A 20,699-nucleotide genomic window follows, 5' to 3' on the forward strand; every position below is an offset into this window, starting at 1 on the left:
TACCTTCGTTTTTTATTACTTCGCCCATTCACTTACTTGCTCGACGCTCATGCGTGGTGCAGGGTGACCCTTTAAAGTTGATTCACCAATTGTAATAAGCATAATTGGTACGTAACGAGATGAAACATTGAATTCTTCCATTAATGCTTGTGAGTTGAAACCACCAATTGCGCAAGTATCCCAGCCAGTTGCTTTAGCTGCAAGCATAAGTTGCATTGCTGCTAAAGCTGCATTTGAAAAGGCAGCATCTCGCGGATATTGCTCACGATTATATGCAGATTCAATATTTGTAGCTAAGCGCTCTTTTGCTTCTTTTTTCATAAATCCTTGTTCTACAATTGGGCCATAAACAGGTTCAATATTTTTATAAGCTTCTAAATCACCTAAAATAGCGACTACGGCAGAAGCATCAAGAATTTGTTGTTGGTTATAAGCAATTGGATGTAATCGTTTTTGTACATCTTCTCCTTGGAAAATAAGGAATTTCCAGTGTTGTAAGTTCCAAGCAGAAGGTGCTTGTGCAGCTGCTTTTAAAATATCGTGTAGTTCTGTAGATGAAATTTCTTTTTCAGGGTTGAATGCACGTGTAGATGTGCGTTCATATAAAACGTTAAAAAAATCATTGTTTGTCATTATATATCCTCCAAATTACATATCAACTTAATAAAAATACATATAATATGTTCTACTTACATTTTGTAAGTTATCGAATTTAAGGATATAATATCTTTATTTTAATTGTCAAGTTTTAAACAATAAGGTAGGGCATTCATACAAACGATACACTTCATATAATCATACACTAAAAAAGGAATTTCCAGAGTAGATAAGCGCAGATAACATTCTCAATTAGCTTGTTAATATGTATCCCTCACTAATCGGATTTTTTTTGGAACAATCCTTTATAAAATGATTGTGAGGAATTCAGTAGAACAAGACATATGAAGTGAGTGAAGACTAGTGATGAACATACTACGTTTTTTATTAGAGAATACTGTTTTCCAAAATGTATTACAAGATCTTCAGTTGAATGTCCTTTATATAGAAGATGGATGTACACATCAACAAACGCTAGAAAATGTCCATCCAAAATGTATGTTTATAGCAAATAGTTTTGAAGAAGGAGAAATATTATTTCATAGAACTAGACCGCATATTGTAATTCTGTATGTAACAGATTTTGCTCAAATAAAATATATAAAGAATATATATGATCCGAAGAGTGCATTCATTGTCATTTGGGATCAACAGATAAACAATGAATTTGCAGATTTACTTATGTTAGGAATACGTAATATTGTTATAGCACCAGTAACTCCACAAGTGGTACTTGAGGAAGTAAATAAGAGTTTGTATCAGCTTTCTTTAGTACGACAAGTAAGTTTACAACAAGAATTACTTCAAATGATGTTTGATTTTCAAAATGATTTATTATTTATAGTAGAAGATGATGAAATTGTTGATTGTAATACAAATTTCTTGGAATTTTTCGGTTATGAAAATTTATTTTCATATCGCGAACAGCATTTAGTCTTTGCAGAACATCTTATTAGAGAGAATGGCTATTATTCGACGACTCACGATATAACATGGCTGGATGATACTTTATTAAATGGAAGAAGAATTAAGATGTACAATTATGAAGGAGAAGTGTCTACCTTTTTATTACGTGCGACACAATTGCCAGAAGATTTATCACGATTTGTAGTGAAGTGCACAGAGATTACAGAATTAGATGAAATCTATCAAGAGCAAGAAAGATTGGCTATGATAGATTCATTGACAGAAATATATAATCGTTTAAAATTCCAACAAATATTGGAGACAGAGTGGGAGAATGGAATACGTAAGGATGAAAAAATTGCACTTATTTTGTTTGATATAGATAATTTTAAAACAGTAAATGACACATATGGTCATGATTTTGGCGATTTAGCATTAATACAACTTGCAGATCTTATGAAATCTAAAGTTGAACATCAACATATATTTGCAAGATGGGGAGGAGAGGAATTCATAATATTAGTGACAAATACGGTAGAAAAAGAAGCTTTTCAAGTTGCGGAATCATTGCGATTTTTCATTGAAACAAAACAATTCTCTGGAATTTCGAAATTAACAGCAAGTTTTGGTGTTGCGTTATATGAGCAAGGGATTACAAGAGAAGAATTAATGCAAAGAGCGGATATTGCATTATATGAAGCGAAAAAAAATGGGAAAAATCAAGTGTGTATATATAGAAAAGAAAAAATGTGATTTTTCGCAACAAATTGTTGCGATTTTTTTTTATTGCCGGATAATAGAATGAAGGGTAGTATTTGTAATAACGGAGGAAGTATATGATGAAAAAAATAATGATTATGGCTTCGGTATGCGCTATTATTTGTGGCGGAGTATTTTATTTTCTTTATAGCCAAAAGGAACAAAAAGTATTAACTTCTAAAGTAACGCCTGCTATTGGGTCAAAAGTACAGGGGAGTACAGAAGAAAAAGAAGAACCGAAAATTGATTATGCTAGGATATCCCAAAAGTTGGATGAATATTTGGTAGGAAAGCAATTTAATGGAACAGTCTTGGTGACAGATAAAGAGCATGTTATATTGAATAAAGGATATGGATATGCGGATGTTCAAAATAAAATAGAAAATACGCCACAAACAAAATATCGTATCGGTTCTATTACGAAAACAGTTGTTGCTACATCTATTTTACAATTACAAGAACAAGGGAAATTAAACATTCAAGACAATGTAAATAAATATATTCCTTCATTTCCAGCAGATAAAAATATTACTTTATATCATTTATTAACGCATACATCAGGTTTACCGGGAAAAGGAAAAGGAAAAGTTAATGCAGCTTCACGTATACATTTAATAAATTGGATTGGAAGTCAGAAATTAGAGTTTCAGCCAGGAACTGGATGGATGTATACGGATTATAATTATATGGTGCTCGCTTATATTATAGAAAATATTACGAAAAAGCCTCTAGGGGATTATGTAAAGGAAAATATATTTGCGAAGGCGGAGATGCATGAATCAGGTATGGGGAATATGGTACCTGGAGATCAAAATTTCACAAAGGGTTATGTAAAGAATAATCAAGAGCTTGAGCCTGTAAAACCATTAAATATGGCCTGGTTATATGGCTGTGGTGAGATGTATACGACAGTGGGGGATATGAAAAAATTAGACGAAGCGATTATAAATGGCAAGCTTCTTTCACAACAAAGTATACAAGCGATGTTTACACCATCTGCAGAGAAAAAATATGCATTTAGTTTTTACATATATCCGGATTATTTCCATAATCATGGTGTACTATCTGGCTGGAATACGTTTAACAATTTCAATAAAGAAAAAGGAACGTTTGTTATTTTATTTTCAAATGTGAAAAATGGTATAGATGATGATTTTAATAAGGAATTTCGAAAGATGGTAAATGATTTATTAGAACAAAGGGGATGAGAAGATGGAATATAAAAATGTATCAGTAGGTTTCATTGGTATTGGTGTGATGGGAAAAAGCATGGTCCACCATTTAATGCAAAATGGTTATAAAGTATATGTATATAATAGAACGAAGGAAAAAGCGGATTCTTTAGTACAAGAGGGTGCGACTTGGTGTGATACACCGAAAGCGTTAGTAAAGCAAGTTGATGTTGTTATGACGATGGTTGGATATCCTCACGATGTAGAAGAAGTATACTTTGGGATAGATGGAATTTTAGAACATGCAAATGAAGGTACGATAGCGATTGACTTTACGACATCTACACCAACATTAGCAAAACGTATTAATGAAGTTGCGAAAAATAAGAACGTATATACATTAGATGCACCTGTATCTGGGGGAGATGTAGGGGCTAAAGAAGCAAGACTAGCAATTATGGTAGGTGGAGAGAAAGAAATATATGATAGATGCTTACCTCTATTTGAAAAACTAGGAACAAATATTCAGTTGCAAGGACCAGCTGGGAGTGGGCAGCATACAAAAATGTGTAATCAAATTGCAATTGCTTCTAACATGATAGGGGTATGTGAAGCAGTAGCTTATGCAAAAAAGGCTGGACTTAATGCAGATAAAGTATTAGAGAGTATTTCAACAGGGGCAGCAGGTAGTTGGTCATTAAGTAATTTAGCACCGCGAATGTTAAAGGGAGATTTTGAACCTGGTTTTTATGTAAAGCATTTTATGAAAGATATGAAGATTGCTTTAGATGAGGCTGAAAAATTACAATTACCAGTACCGGGTTTAAGCTTAGCAAAGGAATTGTATGAAGAGTTAATGGAAGATGGAGAAGAGAATAGCGGAACACAAGTATTATACAAAAAGTATACAAGGGGGTAAATGAGATGGATCTTCAAAAGTTTGATACGATGATTGATGCTGTGCAGCGAGCAACTTGTGTACAGATTAATGGCAAGCAAAAAGAGGCTTTTAAACAAAAATATGATTTTGAACCAAATTTCGAATATGGACGAGATGAAAAAGGGCATTATGTTATTCGAACTTCAAAAAAGATGTTAGAAGAAATGGAGTTTTATTTGGCATTGAAGTATGATCGGGATGGAATTGATCTTTATATGCACGCTGAAATTGAAGGTACATGTCATGTATCTGTTAGCTATAGTGAAGAGGCACTGCATCTACAAGAATTGTTTCAATTTCTAGAAGAGAATAAATAAAAAGTCCTCATTTGAGGACTTTTTATTTATATAGGCAGGTAAAATATTTAAGTTGTATAATTATAAGCTGGAAGCACGACGGCATCGTTCAATTGGGAATGGAATAACTTGTGCAATGTGATTAGGACCAAACTGTTTTGTGCGAGCATGACGTAATATATAAAATGCGCACAGAATAGAAACAGGAATAGCACCGTACAAACCAAACAATAAAGCGCTTACACAAGATGCGACAAAACCTAAAACCCCAACTTCTAACTCTTCCATAATAGCTCCTAAAATGACAGGAATAGCTCCGCATGAAACTCCTAGTATAAGTGCGATAAGTAAACTCATGATTATCCCCCTCTGTTTGCAAGATTCTTTTCCTTCTTATTAGTTGTAGTATATCATATATAAAACAGAATTTTCAGAAAAGATTCAAAAAAAGTTCAATAAATGTTCAAAAAGTGTTGAGAAATGCACTTGATAAAGTGGAATTATGATCAGGAGATTTGATATATGCAAACGAAAGGGACAAATCCTTTTAGTAAATAAAAAATCAGGCTTACTTCATTTTTATGAAATAAGCCTGTTCCATAGGAGGATGTATATATGTAGAGTGAATAAAAGGGTGGAAAAGGGGGTCCAAATCCTTTTATTCAACCAACTACCTTAATAAATTGGAACCCAACCTTCTGTTGTAACAAAAATACGAATAGCTACAACTTGGCGATCATCTTGCAAGGTAAAATAATGCCTTGCATTTTCAGGAACAGATATAAGATCACCAGGTTCAAGTTCAACATCAAAGAATCGACCATCTTTTCCTTCAATAGCAAAGATGCCATGACCACTGACAATAAAGCGAACTTCATCGTCAGTATGATGGTGTTCTTTTTGAAAATTAATTAATAACTCGTCAAGGTTAGGTGTGCTACTTGAAAGTGAAATTACATCATGAGCTTTATAACCTCGGCGCTCTGAAACATCAGCAATTTCTTTTGAAAACAATGTTAATATTTCAGCTTTGTTTTCATCTGTTAAGGAGTAAGTTTCTTTTAAATGAGTAGGAAGTTTAGAAATATTCCATTTCTCATATAAAACACCTTCTCCTTGTAGAAAACTTGATACTTCCACTTCATTTTCAATACGAACATTTACTTCATGAATACGAATTTGCGCCATTAGAAACGCCTCCTTGAATTGATAATAGTTTTATATGGAATTGGAATAAAAACTCATAAGCTTCTAATCTTTTCTTTGCATCAAAGCTATCTCGCCCCCATACGGTAATGCCATGGTTTCGAATTAATACTGCTCCTGAATCCCCGTGTATATGTGTTCGGAATTTCTCTCCAAGTGTTGGGATATGAGCATCATTTTCGATAATAGGGATGTTAATCGTTGCACCTTCTTCCCAAATATCAAGAGCTTTAATGATTTCTTGGTTTCGAAGGGACACTGTATCGCTATACAAATTTGTGATGACATTGTTATCGGTTGTATGAACATGAAGGACGCACCCAGCGTTCGTGTTATTATAAATATGTGTATGTAATATTGTTTCTGCTGAAGGGCGTAACTCAGTTTCTAAAACGGGAACTCCTTGATGATTTACTAATAGAAAATCATCTGGAGTGGTTTTTGTTTTATCTTTACCACTTGCTGTAATAAGAAAAGTAAGCGGATCATGACTGACTTTTATAGAAATATTGCCACTGGTTGCTGGAAACCAATTTCGAGTTGTTAATTCTTTTTTTACTTCGCTTAAGTCATACCATTGACGAAAAAGTTGTTTCATGATTTCACCTCCAACAAATGTTGTAACTCAGATTGAATATCGTAAAACGTTTCAAATGGTGTATAAGCAATATGATTCTCTTCACATTTCGTAATAAGGAAGTCGCGAGCGAATACTTTATCGGCTTGTTTTGCTGCTTGTAAATCAGTAATGGAATCCCCTATTACAATATGAAAATCATCTGTAGAGCTTAGTTTACGAATCAATGATGATTTACAGAGACCACAACTATGATGACATTGTTCATCACAAGGATGAGGCCATTTCACTTCAACATAATCTCCTGAAAAATCAGTTGCATTACAATAAATTTGATCTTTAGGGACTATTCCTTGTAAGAGTGGATAGACGAAGAAATCCATCCCGCCAGAAATAACATAAAAAGAAATGTTGTTTTTATTTGCAAATTGTATAAATTCTTTAAAGCCAGCACGAATTTCCGCTGTTTCTTTTAGATGCTTAATAATGTCGTTGTGTAAAGTGGTAGGTAATAATTTAAATAATTGAGAAACACCTTCTTGAATAGAAAGTTCTTGTGATAAAATTCTTTCTTTTATTCCCTCAGCTTCTGATGGTGCGAAATGTTCCATGATGGACATGATATTATCATTATTTGTGATCGTACCATCGAAATCACAAAACACTTGAATACTCATAATTTCACCTCATAAGATGGATTTCCCCATATTTGTAGCGCACTTTGCAAATTAATCTCATCTACTTCATGGAGTGGAATGTTTTGCAAAGTAGCTTCAATTGCTGCTCGGAAAGCCTTTCCGCCGCCCTGTGCTCCATTTGGGTGGCCATGTATACCACCACCAGCGTTAATAACAACATCCTTACCAAAATCACGAAGGATAAAGGGAACGAAACCAGGATGAATTCCAGCAGATGGAACAGGAAAGCTTTGCTTGAAAAACGTGTCTTCTTCAGTCAATTTTTTTGTAATAAGAAGAGCTTCTTCCTTTTCTAATGCAACACTACCGTATGGTGATGGGAATAAAGAGAAATCAGCACCAGCGTAACGTAGTAATTTTCCAAGTAGTAATGGAGAAGAGAATCCGTATAGTTTCGATGAAGCGTAAGCGCCACTTACAGCAGGGTGTGCCATAATAGGAATTGGAATTTCATCATCTTCTACAAGTGATTGCAGTACATCTAGCCCGTAAGAAAATACATTGAATAAAAGAATGTCCGCTCCAGCTACCACTGCACGTTTCGCATTTTCTTTTAAATCATAAGTTCGTCCTGTTAAATTTACCGCATACATAGTTTTATGACCGTATGTTTCATATACAGATTGTAATACTTCTTTTCCACATTCGATTCTTTTCGTAAGTGGTGTTAATGAATTTTCAAATAAGATTTCATCGTCTTTTACAATATCTAGCCCACCAATTGCTTGATCGCGCAGTTGTGTTTTTAAATATCCAATATTACGGCCTATCATCCCTTTAAAAATACTCATTAGAAGAGGGCGATCTTGAACTTGTAACAGGTTTCGAATACCATCAATTCCAAATTTCGGTCCAGGGAACTGTTTTTTTAATTCGTCTGAGAATGTTAAATCTATTAGTTTAATTTCACCATCTAGCGATAGTTTTCCAAACGTTGTTGTCAAAATGGCTGGTAAGTCTGGGCTGAAGTTCAGTGATGGATAATGAATTTTAATAATTCCACGTGTTACCTTTTTAGCAAGATAAGAGTTTATATGTTCTTGTTCGTCTAATTCTTTTATATGAATGACATTCCCTTTATGTTGTTTTAATTGTTCTTGTAATAAGTGTGGTAAATGAGTCCATGAACCAATTGTTAAACCAATTGCAATTTGTTCCGCTTTTCTTTCTAAGTTGTGAGAATCATCATGGATTAAATATGTCGCTATAATTCCGCTCATTGTTATAACCTCCTAGTTAAATAAAAAAACCTCTCAGCTAAGGAGAGGTTTTTTTACAACCAGCTCCTTATCTGTCAGCGTAACGCTGCGAGAATTAGCACCGTGTCTACAATTGTAGATCGGTTGCCGGGCTTCGTCGGGCTCGTCCCTCCACCTGCTCTTGATAAGAAGTATTTAGAAATGTTTAAATTTTTATGATATCTGAATTTTGTCAGATATCTTTTATGTTGTCAATGATTTTTTGAAAATTTTTAATTTATCGATTCGATTAATGGCTTCTTGCAATCGTTCCTCCGTATGTAATAGACCGACACGAACATAACCTTCGCCATGTTCACCGAATCCAACACCAGGGGCAACAGCGACATGGGCCTCTTCAAGTAACATATCAGCAAATTGTTCAGAAGTGAAACCTTCTGGGACAGGAAGCCATGCAAAGAATGATCCTTTTGGAATAGTTACATTCCATCCGATTGAATGACAAGCTTTAATAAGAGCATTTCTTCGAGATTCATAACAATTTACAAGTTCTACTACACAAGACTGCGAGCTTAATAGAGCCTCACGGGCAGCTTCTTGTACAGCTCCAAAAATACTAACATACATATGATCTTGTAATAAGTTAATCGTTTCAATGACACTTTCATTGCCAACAGCAAAAGCGATACGCCATCCGGCCATATTGAAAGTTTTTGATAAAGTGTAGATTTCAATGCCGGTATCTTTGGCGCCGTCTGCTTGCAAGAAACTAACGGGCTTTTTTCCGTCAAATCCGATAGCACCGTATGCAAAATCGTGAACAACTAATATATTATGCTTATTAGCGAAATGAATTGTTTCATCAAAGAATTCTTTTGATGCTACAGCCCCAGTTGGATTATTAGGGTAGTTCAAAAACATTAACTTTGTTTGTTTGGCAATAGAGTCATCTATTTTTGAATAGTCCGGTAAAAAATTATTTTCTGAGACAAGTGGCATTATTTCAAAGTGTGCTTTTGCTAAAGAAACACCAGATAAATAATCTGGATACCCTGGATCTGGAACGAGAATAGTATCACCAGGGTTTGTAAAACAAAGTGGTAATTCAACGAGTCCAGCTTTTCCGCCAAATAAAATAGCGACTTCAGTAGCGGGATTTACTGTCACTCCGTATTCACGTTCATAAAACGTGGCAACGGCTTCTTTTAAGCTTTCATGTCCGCGAAATGGCGGATATTTATGATGAAGGGTCTTTTCTGCCGCATCTTGTAAAGCCTTTACGATATGCGACGGTGTTGGTTGATCTGGATTTCCTTGGCCTAGATTAATAACATCGTGACCAGCTGCAACGACTTTGTTAACTTTTGCAACAAGTGAAGCGAAAAATTGTGTCGGCAATGATGTTACTACCTCGGAAGGTTGAAAATTTTTCATACTTTCCACCTCTTTTGAAAGTTGTTACAATTCTAGTGACAAATGATATAATCTTTCCAGTATTTTGTAAAGAAAAAAATAATGAATGGGGCTGACAAAATGAAAGTCGCATGTATTCAAATGGATATCGCATTTGGGGATGTGGAAAAGAATATTGAAAATGCAAAAAAACAAATAAGCGAAGCTATGAAAGAACAGCCAGATGTTATTGTACTGCCAGAATTATGGACAACAGGTTATGATTTAACGAGGCTTTCTGAGATTGCGGATAGGAATGGATTGGAAACGAAAGATATGTTGAAAGAATGGTCAAAACAATATGGTGTACATATTGTTAGTGGTTCTATAGCAAAGCAAACGAAGCAAGGTGTTACAAATACGATGTATGTTTTAAATCGCGAAGGGCAGCTAGTAAATGAATACAGTAAAGTGCATTTATTTCAGCTTATGGATGAACATAAGTATTTAATCGCTGGTAATGGAACAGGTGAATTTACGCTAGATGATGTAGAGTGCGCGGGAGCAATTTGCTATGACATTCGTTTTCCAGAGTGGATGCGTGTTCATACTGCTAAAGGCGCAAAAGTTTTATTTGTTGTAGCAGAGTGGCCGTTAGCCCGTTTAGCACATTGGCGCTTGCTTTTGCAAGCGAGAGCAGTTGAAAACCAGTGTTATGTTGTGGCGTGTAATAGAGCAGGAAAGGATCCGAATAATGAGTTTGCAGGTCATTCTTTAATTGTGGATCCTTGGGGTGAAGTTGTTGTAGAGGCAAGTGAAGAGGAATCTATTTTATTTGGAGAGCTTAAACTCGAGAAAATTAAAGAAGTACGTAAAGGAATTCCAGTGTTTGCTGATCGCCGTCCAGAATTATACAAATAAAATGTTGACAAGTGATTTTTATTCTTGGTATAGTCTTCATCATAAAGTTGAAAATTCAAAAAATACAACTCTTATCAAGAGCAGGTGGAGGGATTTGGCCCGATGAAGCCCAGCAACCGACCGTAATACCATTGTGAAATGGGGCGTTTATTACGCCAAAAAGGCACGGTGCTAATTCCAGCAGAAAGTAAACTTTCTGGCAGATAAGAGGGGAGAAGATAAACTTCAAACCTCTTTCTTCGTGGAAAGAGGTTTTTCTTATGTTGAAAAACCTCTGAATTTAAAGGAGGAGAAGACGGTGGGATATTATTCATTAACAGAAGAAACAGCTGTGCAATACGCAAAAGAACATGGATATTTTGAAAAGAAAGCAACTGTAGTCTGCTATGAAATTGGGGATGGCAATTTAAATTACGTCTTCAAATTAGATGATGGAGAGAAGACGATTATAATAAAACAAGCACTTCCATATGCAAAAGTAGTTGGTGAGAGCTGGCCACTGTCTATAAAAAGAGCGACAATTGAAAGTAAAGCACTGCAAATTTTTGCGAAGTATGTACCGGAATACGTTCCAGAAGTATACAGTCATGATGAGAAGCTGGCAGTAACAGTAATAGAAGATCTATCAAGGTTGACAATTACAAGAAAAGGATTAATAGACGGAGAAGAGTATCCGCTTTTATCCCAGCATATCGGTCGTTTTCTAGCACATGTTTTATTTTATACTTCAGATTTCGGCTTACGCTCAGAAGAGAAAAGAGTGTTGGATGGCACATTTGTTAATCCTGATCTTTGTAAAATTACAGAAGATTTAGTGTTTACAGATCCATTTGGTCATTATGATACGAATGATTATGAGCCAGATTTGAAACTAGTAGTTGATGAACTTTGGAGTGACAAAACTTTAAAATTAAAAGTAGCGCAGCATAAATATAAGTTCTTAACGAGAAAAGAAGCGCTCATTCATGGGGATTTACATACTGGTAGTATTTTTTCATCACCTGCTGAAACGAAAATAATTGATCCAGAGTTCGCAACTTATGGCCCGTTTGGATTTGATTTAGGTCAATTTATTGCAAATTTATTGTTAAATGCGTTATCGCGAGAAGAGGAAAAAAGAAATGTGTTGTTTTTCCATATAGAGAAGACATGGAGTTATTTTGTAGAGGCTTTTACGAAGTTATGGATTGGAGAAGGTGTAGAAGCATATACGAAAGAAAAGCAATGGTTACCAATTATTTTGCAAAACATTTTTAGTGATGCTGTTGGATTTGCCGGATGTGAACTTATTCGTAGAACAATTGGCTTAGCGCATGTAGCTGATTTAGATGAAATAGCAGATAAAGAAAGAAGAATCCAAGCTAAGAAACAAGCACTTTACTTAGGAAAAGAACTATTAAAATATGAATCAAAGAGCGCAGATATTCAACTGTTTCGAACATTATTTCAACATACAGTTTCAGGAGGCATAAAGGCATGAGTACAATTATTACTGTTCCGAGATCTATAAGTTGGAAAGGCGATGCCATTGCGGTATTAAATCAAACCAAACTACCGCATGTCACTGAATACAAAACATTAACGACTATTGAAGAGGTATGGAAAAGCATCATTATGTTAGAAGTACGCGGAGCACCTGCAATTGGAATTGTAGCTGCGTTTGGTTTGGCACTTGCGGCAAAGAAATACAATACGCCAAATATCGATGAATTTCAAAAGAAGTTTAATAGAGATTGTAATTATTTAGGGACATCACGTCCGACGGCAGTGAATTTATTTTGGGCAATCGATCGTATGAGAGAATCTATTCGAGAGATTGCTACAATAAAAGAAGCACAAAAAATATTAGAAGACGAAGCGCTTCGCATTCAGCAAGAGGATGAAGAGGTGTGCCGAAGTATTGGAGAACATGGTTTAACATGTTTTAAAGACGGTGATAAAATTTTAACAATTTGTAATGCAGGGAGTATTGCAACTGCTAGATATGGTACCGCATTAGCACCGTTTTATATTGGGAAAGAGAAAGGTGTGCATTTACATGCGTATGCGTGTGAAACGAGACCAGTGTTACAAGGTGGTCGTTTAACGACATGGGAATTAGAGCAAGCAAACATTGATGTAACGCTTATTACGGATAATACGGCAGCTCATGCAATTCGAACGAAAGAAATTAATGCAATTATCGTAGGGGCAGATCGAATCGTTGAAAATGGTGATACTGCTAATAAAATAGGAACATTAAATTTAGCTATATTAGCAAAGTATTTCGGTATCCCATTTTATGTTGCAGCTCCGTTATCTACATTTGATATTACGAAACAAACAGGTGCTGAAATTGTCATTGAAGAAAGAGACGAAACAGAAGTTACGAAAATTTTTGGGAAACAAGTGGCGCCAATAGGTACTCCTGTATTTAATCCTGCATTTGACGTGACACCACATGAATTAATTACAGGTATTATTACTGAGAAGGGTATTTTAAGAGGGGATTATAAAGATGAAATTATGTCATTATTTAAAAAACAAGCTAATTAATAATAGCTTGTTTTTTTATGCCTAAAGTTTTCTTTTTCCCTTATTTATGTAATGAAGGGAGGAGAGAAGGATGGAAGAGTGGATCTCGATGATAGGTAATGTGGGGTTTCCGATTGTTGTAACATTATATTTACTACATCGTATTGAAAGTAAATTAGATGGAGTAATTGTTGCAATTGAAAAACTCCCGCAACAATTACTAAAGTATGAAGATCCTCGCGATAGAAAATAGAATAAAGTTTGCTCTTTGTGAGCAAACTTTATCCCGCTATGTACGGGATAATAATCAGTGAGGATGGACAAAATCCTCACTGATTAAAGTTTCACGTTATTTCTCTTATTGAGCAGTATAACCACCGTCGATAACGACAGCTTGACCAGTTATACCTTTTGCTTTTTCACCAGCTAAAAATATAGCATAATCAGCAATTTCTTGTACTTGTAACAATCTTTTCTGTGGTACGAGTGGATAAATGACAGCTTCTAAAACATTTTCAAGTGGTACATTCCGTGTAGTTGCTAAGTCTTGTAGTTGATTGCGTACAAGGGGGGTATCAACATATCCAGGGCAAAGAGCATTTACAGTAATTCCATGAGTTGCTCCCTCTAAAGCAGCCACTTTTGTTAATCCAATTACTCCGTGTTTCGCACTATTATAAGCAGCTTTTCCAGCAAATCCGATAAGGCCGTTAATAGAAGCAATATTAATAATTCGCCCATATTTTTGGTTCTTCATAATAGGAAAGGCATGCTTAATTGCGATAAACGGAGCAATCTGCATAATTTTAATAAGAAGTTCAAACTTATCCGTTGGAAAATCTTCAATTGGTGAGACATGTTGCATTCCGGCGTTATTAATTAATATATCTAATGAACCGAAATGAGTAACTGTTTGAGAAATTGCTGCTGCAATTTCTTCTTCGGAGGTAACGTCACATTTTAAACCGATAGCTTGAAAACCTTCTTTTTGCAATTGTTCAGCAGCTTCTTTTGCACGATCTTCAAGGCGATCACTAATGACAACTTTTGCACCTTCTTTTGCGAAAGCATTTCCCATTTCATAACCAATACCGCTCGCAGCACCTGTTAAAAAAACAACTCGCTTTGTAACCATGATGAAAAACACTCCTTCATAATAAAGTGAAATTTTAATCAGTGGAGGGCATCCCGCACTGATTATTAGCCCACAAATAGCGGGTAAATAGTTCTCTTATTGCTCTATTTAGAGAAGTGATAATGAAATTCCTGCAAACATTTGGAAATAATGTCGTTAGCTATCTTGTAAAACAAGATAGTGGGAGGATTTGAATTATGTCGACAAGTCAAATGCTAAAAGGGATTTTAGAAGGTTGCCTCCTTGCTATTATTTCTGAAGGTGAAATATACGGTTATGAAATGAGTGAAAAACTAGCGAAATATGGTTTCACAATGGCAAGTGAGGGAAGTATTTATCCGTTATTAATACGAATGCAAAAGGAAGGATTAATAACAAGTGTAATGAAGGAATCTCCATCTGGCCCAAAGCGAAAATATTATATATTAACAGAAAAAGGCGAAGAAGCACTAGATGAATTTATGGATCGCTGGGAAGCGATGCAAAGTAGTGTAGAGCGTCTACTGGAAGGGAAGAGGAGCAGAAAATAATGCTATCAAATGAAGCACGCAAGTTTTTATTAGATATGAGATTATTTTTGACTGCAAAGGGTGTGAAAGAAAGTGATGTTCATAATTTTTTAGAAGATGCAGAACTCCATTTAATTGAAGGTGAGAGTGATGGGAAAAGTGTAGTAGACATTTTTGGAAGTTCACCGAAAGAATACGCAAATGAACTTGTAAAAGTGATGGAAAAGGATAGACAGGAAACGTGGAAGCAAATTGGCTATACGGTAATGAATATCGTTGCGTTTTGGATTATCGCTTCTATTCTAGTAGTCAATAATGGGAGTCCACAGATTTCGTTTATTCAATGTGTTGGATATAGCCTTACATTGATTCTAGCTATTATAGCTCCTAATTTTCTACTTCGTAAAATGACCTTTTTGACAGGTTTTACAAAAAGCTGGTTTTCTATGTGGTTTTTAGTAATGATAGCGCCAATGTTTTTATTAGGAGTAGTTACTATATTAGATGTGATATATCCTACACCGATGTTTATGTTCACTCTAGTACAAAGTTATATATTGGCTGGGATAATTTTTATTATCACGGTAGTTATAAATGTATATTTTGAAGGATGGTTTAAAAATTTATACTTAATCATTCCACTTTCTATTATGTTAGTTTTTAAAATATTTACATCAGAAGAACTAATTCCAATGTTATTTCAAATTATATGTTTATACGGAAGTTTATTTGTTTTAATGTTCCTTGAAATTATGATGAAGGCGAATAAAAGAGAGACGGTCAAATAAGGGAGGGGTTATGATGCAAGTTTCTAAAGAAGGGGAAAAGTTTTTAATCGATACGAAAGTGTATTTAATAACGAAGGGAATTAAAGAAGAAGATGTGGATGCTTTTCTAGAAGATGCAGAGCTTCATTTAATAGAAGGTGAGAAAGAGGGTAAGACGGTAAGTGATATATTTGGTGATTCACCAAAAGCATATGCGGAAGAGTTAGCGAAAGAGATGGAGAAGGATAAAAGCGGGAGTATAAAAAGTATTCTTGCAATGATAATTGGTGTTGGTGGGTATTGGTTATTAACTCATATTTTGTTTAATAATCCAAATCAGCAATTTACACTAACTAATGTACAATTAATTGGTTATCCAATCGTATTAATGATTACGATCGTCGGAACGATTGTTGCGTTTAGAATGTCTTCTTTTAAAAGTAAGTTAGTAGAGTTCGGAATTATTTATATGATAGTGATGGTCCCTATTCTATTATTAGTATTATTGATGTTTATTGATAAATGGTACGGTACATATGTCTTACAATTGACGACAATACAAACTTATATATTAGCCGCAATTATCTTTTTGTTACTTCTTATTGGTGAAGTGTATGTTCTTGGTTGGATGGGCGTTCTTGCCTTAATTGTCCCTTTAGTAATTATGTTTATATTTAAAGACTTAGAAGAGAGGAATATATTTTGGGGAATTGCAAAGGTTTTACTTATGTATGGTAGTTTATATGGATTAATGAGATGGTATTTAAAAAGTGAAGAGAAAAAAGTGTGAATTAGGTGTTTAATAAGAAAAAGGCTGCTTTAGATATGCAAAAAAATATTTCCAAAGAAATATTATATTGGGATTTTTAGAGGGGTTACGTTTACTTTTAGTTGTATATTTTTATTTCTGGCAGCCGGCATTTGCTTTGTTGATGTGAATATGATGTTTTAAACAGTAACAATATTATTACTGTTTTTTTCTGTGTAATAAAGGACTTTGTAAAGAAAGAGCTTTTTGCTCATTTGTTAATAATGAATTGATATGAACTTGATCAGGGCGGGGGACTATAGGATACATAAGGTTGGATGGAGAAGGATGATGTTCAGAACCTGTTGGAGAATGGGGATCAGCGTGCGTAAGTTTTCCAAGAATCCGCCTTGTAAATAAAATATGACCAATTTCGTGAGCGAGGGTGTATATATTTTTTAGTGGAGCAGCTGAGTTTGTTAAAACGATATAACCAGTGAGTTGCTGTTGCTTCGCTAAAGAGTAAGCGCAGGCAATTACTGCCGTTTCTTTGAAATAATCACTAGCGATGTAGCAAATGTACAAATCACAATTTGGGGATTCGGAAATACAAGTATTAAAAAAAGATGATAATTTCGGTTGGCTTTGAATAGAGTTTTTATAACTAATTTCTCCATTCGTAAAGCGGAATAACTCGTTTAATACAATTACATCTTTAATTTGAAATGTAATGGGATACCATATTGATTCTGCGACAGCTAAATCTTTTGCGATACGTTCGTCTGAAATATCAGCTCCTGGGGTAATGCAAATACATATATTTAAATATTGATCCATCGAAAACACCTCAAATGGAAAAAATTCTTCCTATAATATATGTGAGGAAAAGGTGGTAGGTATGGATAAAAACCCTAGTTGTCATTACTTCTATTTTTGGAGGCGTATAACCGTTTTTGTTGAAATATATATAATATAAGTCGAAAAAATTTCATAGTTCTATAACGTAGTATGGTCATCTTTTTGATATAGTAAAGAAAAGGGGGAGTATATATGTATACATTAAAAATTGTTTCAGACAGAGAAGCTCTTTATCAATTTGCGAGCTATGTAAGAGTTGTGCAAGGGGTTGAAGATGTATATGTAGAGGTGGGAGAACCTTTATATGAACATCCATTAATGAAATTTCATGTACATATTACAATTGAAGAAAAATATGACCAATATAAAGCGCTACAAGAAATAGCTAGATTAGTAGAATTGGGGCGTTTTACATATGTCCATTATCGTAATGAGGAAATTGAAGAGGCTTTTGAAACTGTAAAATACGAAAGTCTTAGAAAATAAAGGTAAAAAAGGAAGCGAAAGCTTCCTTTTTTAATTGAAAATTACATCAACAAAGGGAAGAGAATTTTGTTATGATAAGGAAGGGTGAGGAAAGGAGAGTTTGCATATTGGGGTATATTGAAGAGTTACGCAAAGTAGTTGGTACGAGACCACTTATTCTAGTAGGATCAGCAATTATTATATTAAATGATAATCAAGAAGTATTGCTTCAATATCGTTCAGATACATATGATTGGGGTGTACCTGGTGGGGCGATGGAACTGGGTGAAACGACAGAAGAAACTGCTCGTAGAGAATTATTCGAGGAGACGGGGCTAAGTGCGAAAATAATGCAATTTCTTGGTGTTCTTTCAGGAAAGGAAGTTTATTTCCGTTATCCAAATGGAGATGAAATTTTTAATGTAATTCATCTTTATCAGGCGCATCATGTAAGTGGAGAATTAAGGCTGGATCATGAAGGGTTGCAGCTTCAATATTTTCCGGTAGATAAGTTACCGAAATTGAATGAAACGACAGAGAAGATTTTACAAAAATTTTTATACGCATTAACAGAATAGAAGGTTAATTCCTTCTATTTTTATTATATTAAATATTTTGATTTTTTAGTATGTTTATAGTATGATAATGGTAGACATACATCTTATGGAAATCCATCTAAAAACTTATTAGGGTACATAAGAGAGGGGCAAGTACAAAATGCATAATGTTGTCATTACAGCTGCAGTTCGTTCACCAATTGGAACTTTTGGAGGAGCACTAAAAAATATAACACCAGTAGAATTAGCTGTTCCTGTACTTCAGGAAGCTGTAAAAAGAGGCGGAGTGGAGCCACATGAAGTTGATGAAGTAATTTTAGGTCATTGTATTCAAAGAACTGATGAAGCAAATACGGCAAGAACGGCTGCATTAGCGGCAGGATTTCCTGACACAGTTACTGGTTATACGATTCAACGTCAATGTTCTTCAGGTATGCAAGCGATTATGTCCGCTGCAATGCAAATCCAATTAGGTGTAAGTGATATTGTTGTTGCAGGTGGAGTAGAAGCGATGAGTTCGAGCCCTTATGCATTAAAACAACACCGCTGGGGACAACGTCTACAGCACGGAGAAATTCGTGATACGGTGTGGGAAGTTTTAGAAGATCCGATCCATCATATTATGATGGGGGAAACAGCGGAAAACTTAGTTGAACAATATGAAATTACAAGAGAGGAACAAGATGAAGTTGCGCTTCGTAGTCATACATTGGCGCTGCAAGCGATTGAGTCTGGATATTTTGACGATCAAATTGTTCCTATTACGATAAAAGAACGTAGAAAAGAAGTTGTATTTGCAAAGGATGAACATCCACGTGCAGATATTACAGCTGAAAAATTAGCAGGATTAAAACCAGCTTTCCGTAAAGGTGGATCAGTAACTGCAGGGAATGCATCTGGTCTTAATGATGGAAGTGCAGTTCTAGTATTAATGAGTGAAGAAAAAGCGAAGGAAAAAGGCTTACAGCCATTAGCTAAAATTGTTGGATATTCAGTAGCTGGAGTAGATCCGAAAATTATGGGGATTGGACCGGCACCAGCAATTCGCAAAGGATTAGAAAAAGTAGAGTGGTCATTAGAAGACGCTGATTTACTTGAAATTAATGAAGCTTTCGCTGCGCAATATTTAGCTGTAGAGAAAGAATTAGGTTTAGATCGTGAGAAAGTGAATGTAAACGGTAGTGGTGTAGGACTTGGACATCCAATCGGTTGTACAGGAGCTCGTATTACGGTAAGTTTAATTCACGAGTTAAAACGACGTGGATTAGAAAAAGGTATTGCCTCTCTATGCGTTGGAGGCGGTATTGGAGTAGCATTATTTATAGAAGCGCTATAAAAAAGAGGCAGCGATTGCTGCCTCTTTTTTTATGACTCAAATAAGTGATGAAATAATCGATCGCGATTTTCAAAGAAAAGTTTCGTCGTTTGGTAATGCTCCGTTTCTTCTAATGTCGATTCGTGAATCCCTTCTTGAGTTAAAGAATATATAGTAGATTCGGGATAAGCCATTAAAATAGGAGAATGAGTCGCAATAACAAATTGTGAACCTTGTTCAGCTAGTTCATGCATACGAATAAGCATTGAAAGTTGTCTCATTGGGGATAAAGCTGCCTCAGGCTCATCTAAAATGTATAAACCTTGCCCTGAAAAGCGATTCATAAATAATGAGAAGAATGATTCTCCATGGGATTGTTCGTGTAGTGAAATACCACCATAAGAATTAATAACTTTTTCCCCAAGTCCTTCTGAATCGTTATCCATTTCATCAATGTAAGAAGCGACGTTATAAAATGATTCGGCACGTAGAAAGAATCCGTCTTTCGGTGTGTTGAAACTTTTTGAAATTCGAATGTATTCATGTAAAGGTGAATGTGAATCATACGTGTTAAAACGGAAGTTCTTCGTTCCTCCTTCTGCATTAAAACCTAGAGAAACTGCAATTCCTTCGAGTAATGTTGATTTACCAGTTCCGTTTTCTCCAATAATGAATGTTACATTCGGATGGAAAACGAGTGATTGTAATGTTCGAATGGCCGGTAAACAGTATGGATATGCGGAAAAACTAGGGATATTTTCTTTTTGTAATGAGACACTTTTTAAAAAGGGTGTTTCGATCAATGTACAAACCTCAATTCATAAGGGATTTTGTTTCTAAAAAAGCAGCGAATACAAGTGTAAGACAGCTTGCTAATAATATCGTATATTGAAGTGCGCCAAAACCGAGACCTTCCCATCCGAAAGTCATTCTCTTCAATATAAAAATGAAAAGAAGGCTCATAAAGCCAATTAGAGCAGGCGTATATTTTATAATGTTAAAGTTCTTCCATAGAAAAAATCCTATGTATGTACTTATTAAAAGAATAGAAAGAATAAGAGAAAAGAAAAGTGTTAAAGACACATGAATCTCTCCTTATTGTCTGAATATTTCATGTGATTATAACATTTAAACTATCATATTCCAATGTGAAAATAAATATTGCATA

At 35.0% G+C, this 20,699-nt stretch carries 25 protein-coding genes, 1 pseudogene and 2 riboswitches; of the genes and pseudogenes, 15 read left to right on the top strand and 11 right to left on the bottom strand.

What is annotated here, in order from left to right; all coding sequences use genetic code 11:
* Positions 1-15: 15 nt before the first annotated feature.
* On the bottom strand, positions 16-633 hold the full coding sequence (locus tag U860_RS0123265; RefSeq protein WP_025150382.1) for a nitroreductase family protein: 618 nt from the start codon (positions 631-633) through the stop codon (positions 16-18).
* A 330-nt stretch (positions 634-963) separates the two neighbouring features.
* Here U860_RS0123265 and U860_RS0123270 point away from each other — a divergent pair, with 330 nt between their 5' ends.
* The 4 genes from U860_RS0123270 (at position 964) to U860_RS0123285 (ending at position 4,691) form a co-directional block, all read left to right on the top strand.
* Complete coding sequence (locus tag U860_RS0123270) at positions 964-2,256, top strand: GGDEF domain-containing protein (RefSeq protein WP_025150383.1); 1,293 nt, start codon at positions 964-966, stop codon at positions 2,254-2,256.
* Positions 2,257-2,339: 83 nt separating this feature from the next.
* Positions 2,340-3,470, top strand: coding sequence for a serine hydrolase domain-containing protein (locus U860_RS0123275; protein WP_025150384.1), 1,131 nt, complete (start codon positions 2,340-2,342; stop codon positions 3,468-3,470).
* Between the two features lie 4 nt (positions 3,471-3,474).
* Positions 3,475-4,353: an NAD(P)-dependent oxidoreductase gene (locus U860_RS0123280; protein WP_025150385.1), complete on the top strand. Its 879-nt coding sequence runs from the start codon at positions 3,475-3,477 to the stop codon at positions 4,351-4,353.
* A 5-nt stretch (positions 4,354-4,358) separates the two neighbouring features.
* Entirely contained in the window at positions 4,359-4,691 is a 333-nt protein-coding gene (locus U860_RS0123285; protein WP_002173277.1) for a DUF3909 family protein, read from the top strand.
* Positions 4,692-4,751: 60 nt separating this feature from the next.
* Here the strand turns inward: U860_RS0123285 and U860_RS0123290 are convergent, their stop codons facing one another.
* The 6 genes from U860_RS0123290 to U860_RS0123315 form a co-directional block, all read right to left on the bottom strand.
* Positions 4,752-5,027 (bottom strand): hypothetical protein, encoded by a 276-nt coding sequence (locus tag U860_RS0123290; RefSeq protein ID WP_025150386.1) that lies wholly within the window; start codon positions 5,025-5,027, stop codon positions 4,752-4,754.
* A gap of 318 nt (positions 5,028-5,345) precedes the next feature.
* A complete protein-coding gene (locus U860_RS0123295; RefSeq protein WP_025150387.1) occupies positions 5,346-5,858 on the bottom strand; it encodes a cupin domain-containing protein in 513 nt (170 codons plus the stop codon).
* Positions 5,836-6,474: a methylthioribulose 1-phosphate dehydratase gene (locus tag U860_RS0123300; RefSeq protein ID WP_025150388.1), complete on the bottom strand. Its 639-nt coding sequence runs from the start codon at positions 6,472-6,474 to the stop codon at positions 5,836-5,838. The genes U860_RS0123295 and U860_RS0123300 overlap by 23 nt, the downstream gene beginning before the upstream one ends.
* A complete protein-coding gene (locus tag U860_RS0123305; protein ID WP_025150389.1) occupies positions 6,471-7,130 on the bottom strand; it encodes a 2-hydroxy-3-keto-5-methylthiopentenyl-1-phosphate phosphatase in 660 nt (219 codons plus the stop codon). The genes U860_RS0123300 and U860_RS0123305 overlap by 4 nt, the downstream gene beginning before the upstream one ends.
* Entirely contained in the window at positions 7,127-8,371 is a 1,245-nt protein-coding gene (gene mtnW, locus U860_RS0123310) for a 2,3-diketo-5-methylthiopentyl-1-phosphate enolase (protein ID WP_025150390.1), read from the bottom strand. Before mtnW ends, U860_RS0123305 begins: the two co-directional genes overlap by 4 nt.
* A gap of 64 nt (positions 8,372-8,435) precedes the next feature.
* A riboswitch (SAM riboswitch) is annotated at positions 8,436-8,541 on the bottom strand.
* Positions 8,542-8,593: 52 nt separating this feature from the next.
* Complete coding sequence (locus U860_RS0123315) at positions 8,594-9,784, bottom strand: pyridoxal phosphate-dependent aminotransferase (RefSeq protein WP_025150391.1); 1,191 nt, start codon at positions 9,782-9,784, stop codon at positions 8,594-8,596.
* A gap of 99 nt (positions 9,785-9,883) precedes the next feature.
* On the opposite strand from U860_RS0123315, the gene U860_RS0123320 reads away from it, so the two are divergent.
* The 4 genes from U860_RS0123320 to U860_RS0123335 all read left to right on the top strand — a co-directional run bounded on the left by U860_RS0123320 (position 9,884) and on the right by U860_RS0123335 (position 13,430).
* The gene (locus U860_RS0123320; protein WP_025150392.1) at positions 9,884-10,663 is read left to right on the top strand and encodes a carbon-nitrogen family hydrolase; all 780 of its coding nucleotides are present in this window, start codon (positions 9,884-9,886) and stop codon (positions 10,661-10,663) included.
* A gap of 68 nt (positions 10,664-10,731) precedes the next feature.
* Positions 10,732-10,873, top strand: a riboswitch (SAM riboswitch).
* Positions 10,874-10,961: 88 nt separating this feature from the next.
* Complete coding sequence (gene mtnK, locus U860_RS0123325) at positions 10,962-12,143, top strand: S-methyl-5-thioribose kinase (protein ID WP_025150393.1); 1,182 nt, start codon at positions 10,962-10,964, stop codon at positions 12,141-12,143.
* Positions 12,140-13,198: an S-methyl-5-thioribose-1-phosphate isomerase gene (gene mtnA / locus U860_RS0123330; RefSeq protein WP_025150394.1), complete on the top strand. Its 1,059-nt coding sequence runs from the start codon at positions 12,140-12,142 to the stop codon at positions 13,196-13,198. Before mtnK ends, mtnA begins: the two co-directional genes overlap by 4 nt.
* Before the next feature lie 70 nt (positions 13,199-13,268).
* Complete coding sequence (locus U860_RS0123335) at positions 13,269-13,430, top strand: YvrJ family protein (RefSeq protein ID WP_002173267.1); 162 nt, start codon at positions 13,269-13,271, stop codon at positions 13,428-13,430.
* A 105-nt stretch (positions 13,431-13,535) separates the two neighbouring features.
* Here the strand turns inward: U860_RS0123335 and U860_RS0123340 are convergent, their stop codons facing one another.
* On the bottom strand, positions 13,536-14,312 hold the full coding sequence (locus U860_RS0123340; RefSeq protein ID WP_025150395.1) for a 3-hydroxybutyrate dehydrogenase: 777 nt from the start codon (positions 14,310-14,312) through the stop codon (positions 13,536-13,538).
* A gap of 197 nt (positions 14,313-14,509) precedes the next feature.
* Between U860_RS0123340 and U860_RS0123345 the strand changes: the two genes are divergently transcribed.
* From U860_RS0123345 to U860_RS36600, 4 genes and pseudogenes are all read left to right on the top strand, one after another.
* A complete protein-coding gene (locus U860_RS0123345; protein WP_025150396.1) occupies positions 14,510-14,842 on the top strand; it encodes a PadR family transcriptional regulator in 333 nt (110 codons plus the stop codon).
* Positions 14,842-15,609, top strand: a complete 768-nt coding sequence (locus U860_RS0123350) for a DUF1129 domain-containing protein (RefSeq protein WP_025150397.1) — start codon at positions 14,842-14,844, stop codon at positions 15,607-15,609. The genes U860_RS0123345 and U860_RS0123350 overlap by 1 nt, the downstream gene beginning before the upstream one ends.
* A 13-nt stretch (positions 15,610-15,622) precedes the next feature.
* On the top strand, positions 15,623-16,378 hold the full coding sequence (locus U860_RS0123355) for a DUF1129 domain-containing protein (protein WP_025150398.1): 756 nt from the start codon (positions 15,623-15,625) through the stop codon (positions 16,376-16,378).
* 9 nt (positions 16,379-16,387) lie between these two features.
* Positions 16,388-16,540: pseudogene (locus tag U860_RS36600) on the top strand (DNA-binding protein); the annotation flags it as partial.
* Between the two features lie 15 nt (positions 16,541-16,555).
* On the opposite strand, the gene U860_RS0123360 reads toward U860_RS36600, so the two are convergent.
* On the bottom strand, positions 16,556-17,173 hold the full coding sequence (locus U860_RS0123360; protein WP_025150399.1) for a hypothetical protein: 618 nt from the start codon (positions 17,171-17,173) through the stop codon (positions 16,556-16,558).
* Positions 17,174-17,386: 213 nt separating this feature from the next.
* Here U860_RS0123360 and U860_RS0123365 point away from each other — a divergent pair, with 213 nt between their 5' ends.
* The 3 genes from U860_RS0123365 (at position 17,387) to U860_RS0123375 (ending at position 19,552) form a co-directional block, all read left to right on the top strand.
* Positions 17,387-17,680: a DUF3928 family protein gene (locus U860_RS0123365; RefSeq protein ID WP_002173261.1), complete on the top strand. Its 294-nt coding sequence runs from the start codon at positions 17,387-17,389 to the stop codon at positions 17,678-17,680.
* Between the two features lie 107 nt (positions 17,681-17,787).
* The gene (locus tag U860_RS0123370) at positions 17,788-18,237 is read left to right on the top strand and encodes an NUDIX hydrolase (protein ID WP_002173260.1); all 450 of its coding nucleotides are present in this window, start codon (positions 17,788-17,790) and stop codon (positions 18,235-18,237) included.
* 139 nt (positions 18,238-18,376) lie between these two features.
* Positions 18,377-19,552 carry an acetyl-CoA C-acetyltransferase gene (locus U860_RS0123375; RefSeq protein ID WP_002173259.1) on the top strand — a complete coding sequence of 392 codons (1,176 nt, stop codon included), beginning with the start codon at positions 18,377-18,379 and terminating at the stop codon, positions 19,550-19,552.
* 29 nt (positions 19,553-19,581) lie between these two features.
* Here U860_RS0123375 and U860_RS0123380 read toward each other — a convergent pair whose 3' ends face one another.
* Positions 19,582-20,334 (bottom strand): AAA family ATPase, encoded by a 753-nt coding sequence (locus U860_RS0123380; protein WP_025150400.1) that lies wholly within the window; start codon positions 20,332-20,334, stop codon positions 19,582-19,584.
* 10 nt (positions 20,335-20,344) lie between these two features.
* Positions 20,345-20,614: a hypothetical protein gene (locus U860_RS0123385; RefSeq protein WP_025150401.1), complete on the bottom strand. Its 270-nt coding sequence runs from the start codon at positions 20,612-20,614 to the stop codon at positions 20,345-20,347.
* Positions 20,615-20,699: the final 85 nt, after the last annotated feature.

It is taken from the genome of Bacillus sp. H1a (genome assembly GCF_000633475.1).
Classification (GTDB): Bacteria; Bacillota; Bacilli; order Bacillales; family Bacillaceae_G; genus Bacillus_A; species Bacillus_A paramycoides.

What these genes read in the sequence shown, in the direction of transcription:
- U860_RS0123360 (WP_025150399.1), bottom strand. Translation starts at nt 17,173, where the DNA reads ATGGATCAATATTTAAATATATGTATTTGCATTACCCCAGGAGCTGAT.
- U860_RS0123290 (WP_025150386.1), bottom strand. Translation starts at nt 5,027, where the DNA reads ATGAGTTTACTTATCGCACTTATACTAGGAGTTTCATGCGGAGCTATT.
- U860_RS0123335 (WP_002173267.1), top strand. Translation starts at nt 13,269, where the DNA reads ATGGAAGAGTGGATCTCGATGATAGGTAATGTGGGGTTTCCGATTGTT.
- U860_RS0123365 (WP_002173261.1), top strand. Translation starts at nt 17,387, where the DNA reads ATGTATACATTAAAAATTGTTTCAGACAGAGAAGCTCTTTATCAATTT.
- mtnW (WP_025150390.1), bottom strand. Translation starts at nt 8,371, where the DNA reads ATGAGCGGAATTATAGCGACATATTTAATCCATGATGATTCTCACAAC.
- U860_RS0123355 (WP_025150398.1), top strand. Translation starts at nt 15,623, where the DNA reads ATGCAAGTTTCTAAAGAAGGGGAAAAGTTTTTAATCGATACGAAAGTG.
- U860_RS0123275 (WP_025150384.1), top strand. Translation starts at nt 2,340, where the DNA reads ATGATGAAAAAAATAATGATTATGGCTTCGGTATGCGCTATTATTTGT.
- U860_RS0123375 (WP_002173259.1), top strand. Translation starts at nt 18,377, where the DNA reads ATGCATAATGTTGTCATTACAGCTGCAGTTCGTTCACCAATTGGAACT.
- U860_RS0123350 (WP_025150397.1), top strand. Translation starts at nt 14,842, where the DNA reads ATGCTATCAAATGAAGCACGCAAGTTTTTATTAGATATGAGATTATTT.
- U860_RS0123270 (WP_025150383.1), top strand. Translation starts at nt 964, where the DNA reads ATGAACATACTACGTTTTTTATTAGAGAATACTGTTTTCCAAAATGTA.
- U860_RS0123340 (WP_025150395.1), bottom strand. Translation starts at nt 14,312, where the DNA reads ATGGTTACAAAGCGAGTTGTTTTTTTAACAGGTGCTGCGAGCGGTATT.
- U860_RS0123315 (WP_025150391.1), bottom strand. Translation starts at nt 9,784, where the DNA reads ATGAAAAATTTTCAACCTTCCGAGGTAGTAACATCATTGCCGACACAA.
- U860_RS0123300 (WP_025150388.1), bottom strand. Translation starts at nt 6,474, where the DNA reads ATGAAACAACTTTTTCGTCAATGGTATGACTTAAGCGAAGTAAAAAAA.
- U860_RS0123345 (WP_025150396.1), top strand. Translation starts at nt 14,510, where the DNA reads ATGTCGACAAGTCAAATGCTAAAAGGGATTTTAGAAGGTTGCCTCCTT.
- U860_RS0123285 (WP_002173277.1), top strand. Translation starts at nt 4,359, where the DNA reads ATGGATCTTCAAAAGTTTGATACGATGATTGATGCTGTGCAGCGAGCA.
- U860_RS0123295 (WP_025150387.1), bottom strand. Translation starts at nt 5,858, where the DNA reads ATGGCGCAAATTCGTATTCATGAAGTAAATGTTCGTATTGAAAATGAA.
- U860_RS0123305 (WP_025150389.1), bottom strand. Translation starts at nt 7,130, where the DNA reads ATGAGTATTCAAGTGTTTTGTGATTTCGATGGTACGATCACAAATAAT.
- U860_RS0123320 (WP_025150392.1), top strand. Translation starts at nt 9,884, where the DNA reads ATGAAAGTCGCATGTATTCAAATGGATATCGCATTTGGGGATGTGGAA.
- mtnA (WP_025150394.1), top strand. Translation starts at nt 12,140, where the DNA reads ATGAGTACAATTATTACTGTTCCGAGATCTATAAGTTGGAAAGGCGAT.
- U860_RS0123265 (WP_025150382.1), bottom strand. Translation starts at nt 633, where the DNA reads ATGACAAACAATGATTTTTTTAACGTTTTATATGAACGCACATCTACA.
- U860_RS0123280 (WP_025150385.1), top strand. Translation starts at nt 3,475, where the DNA reads ATGGAATATAAAAATGTATCAGTAGGTTTCATTGGTATTGGTGTGATG.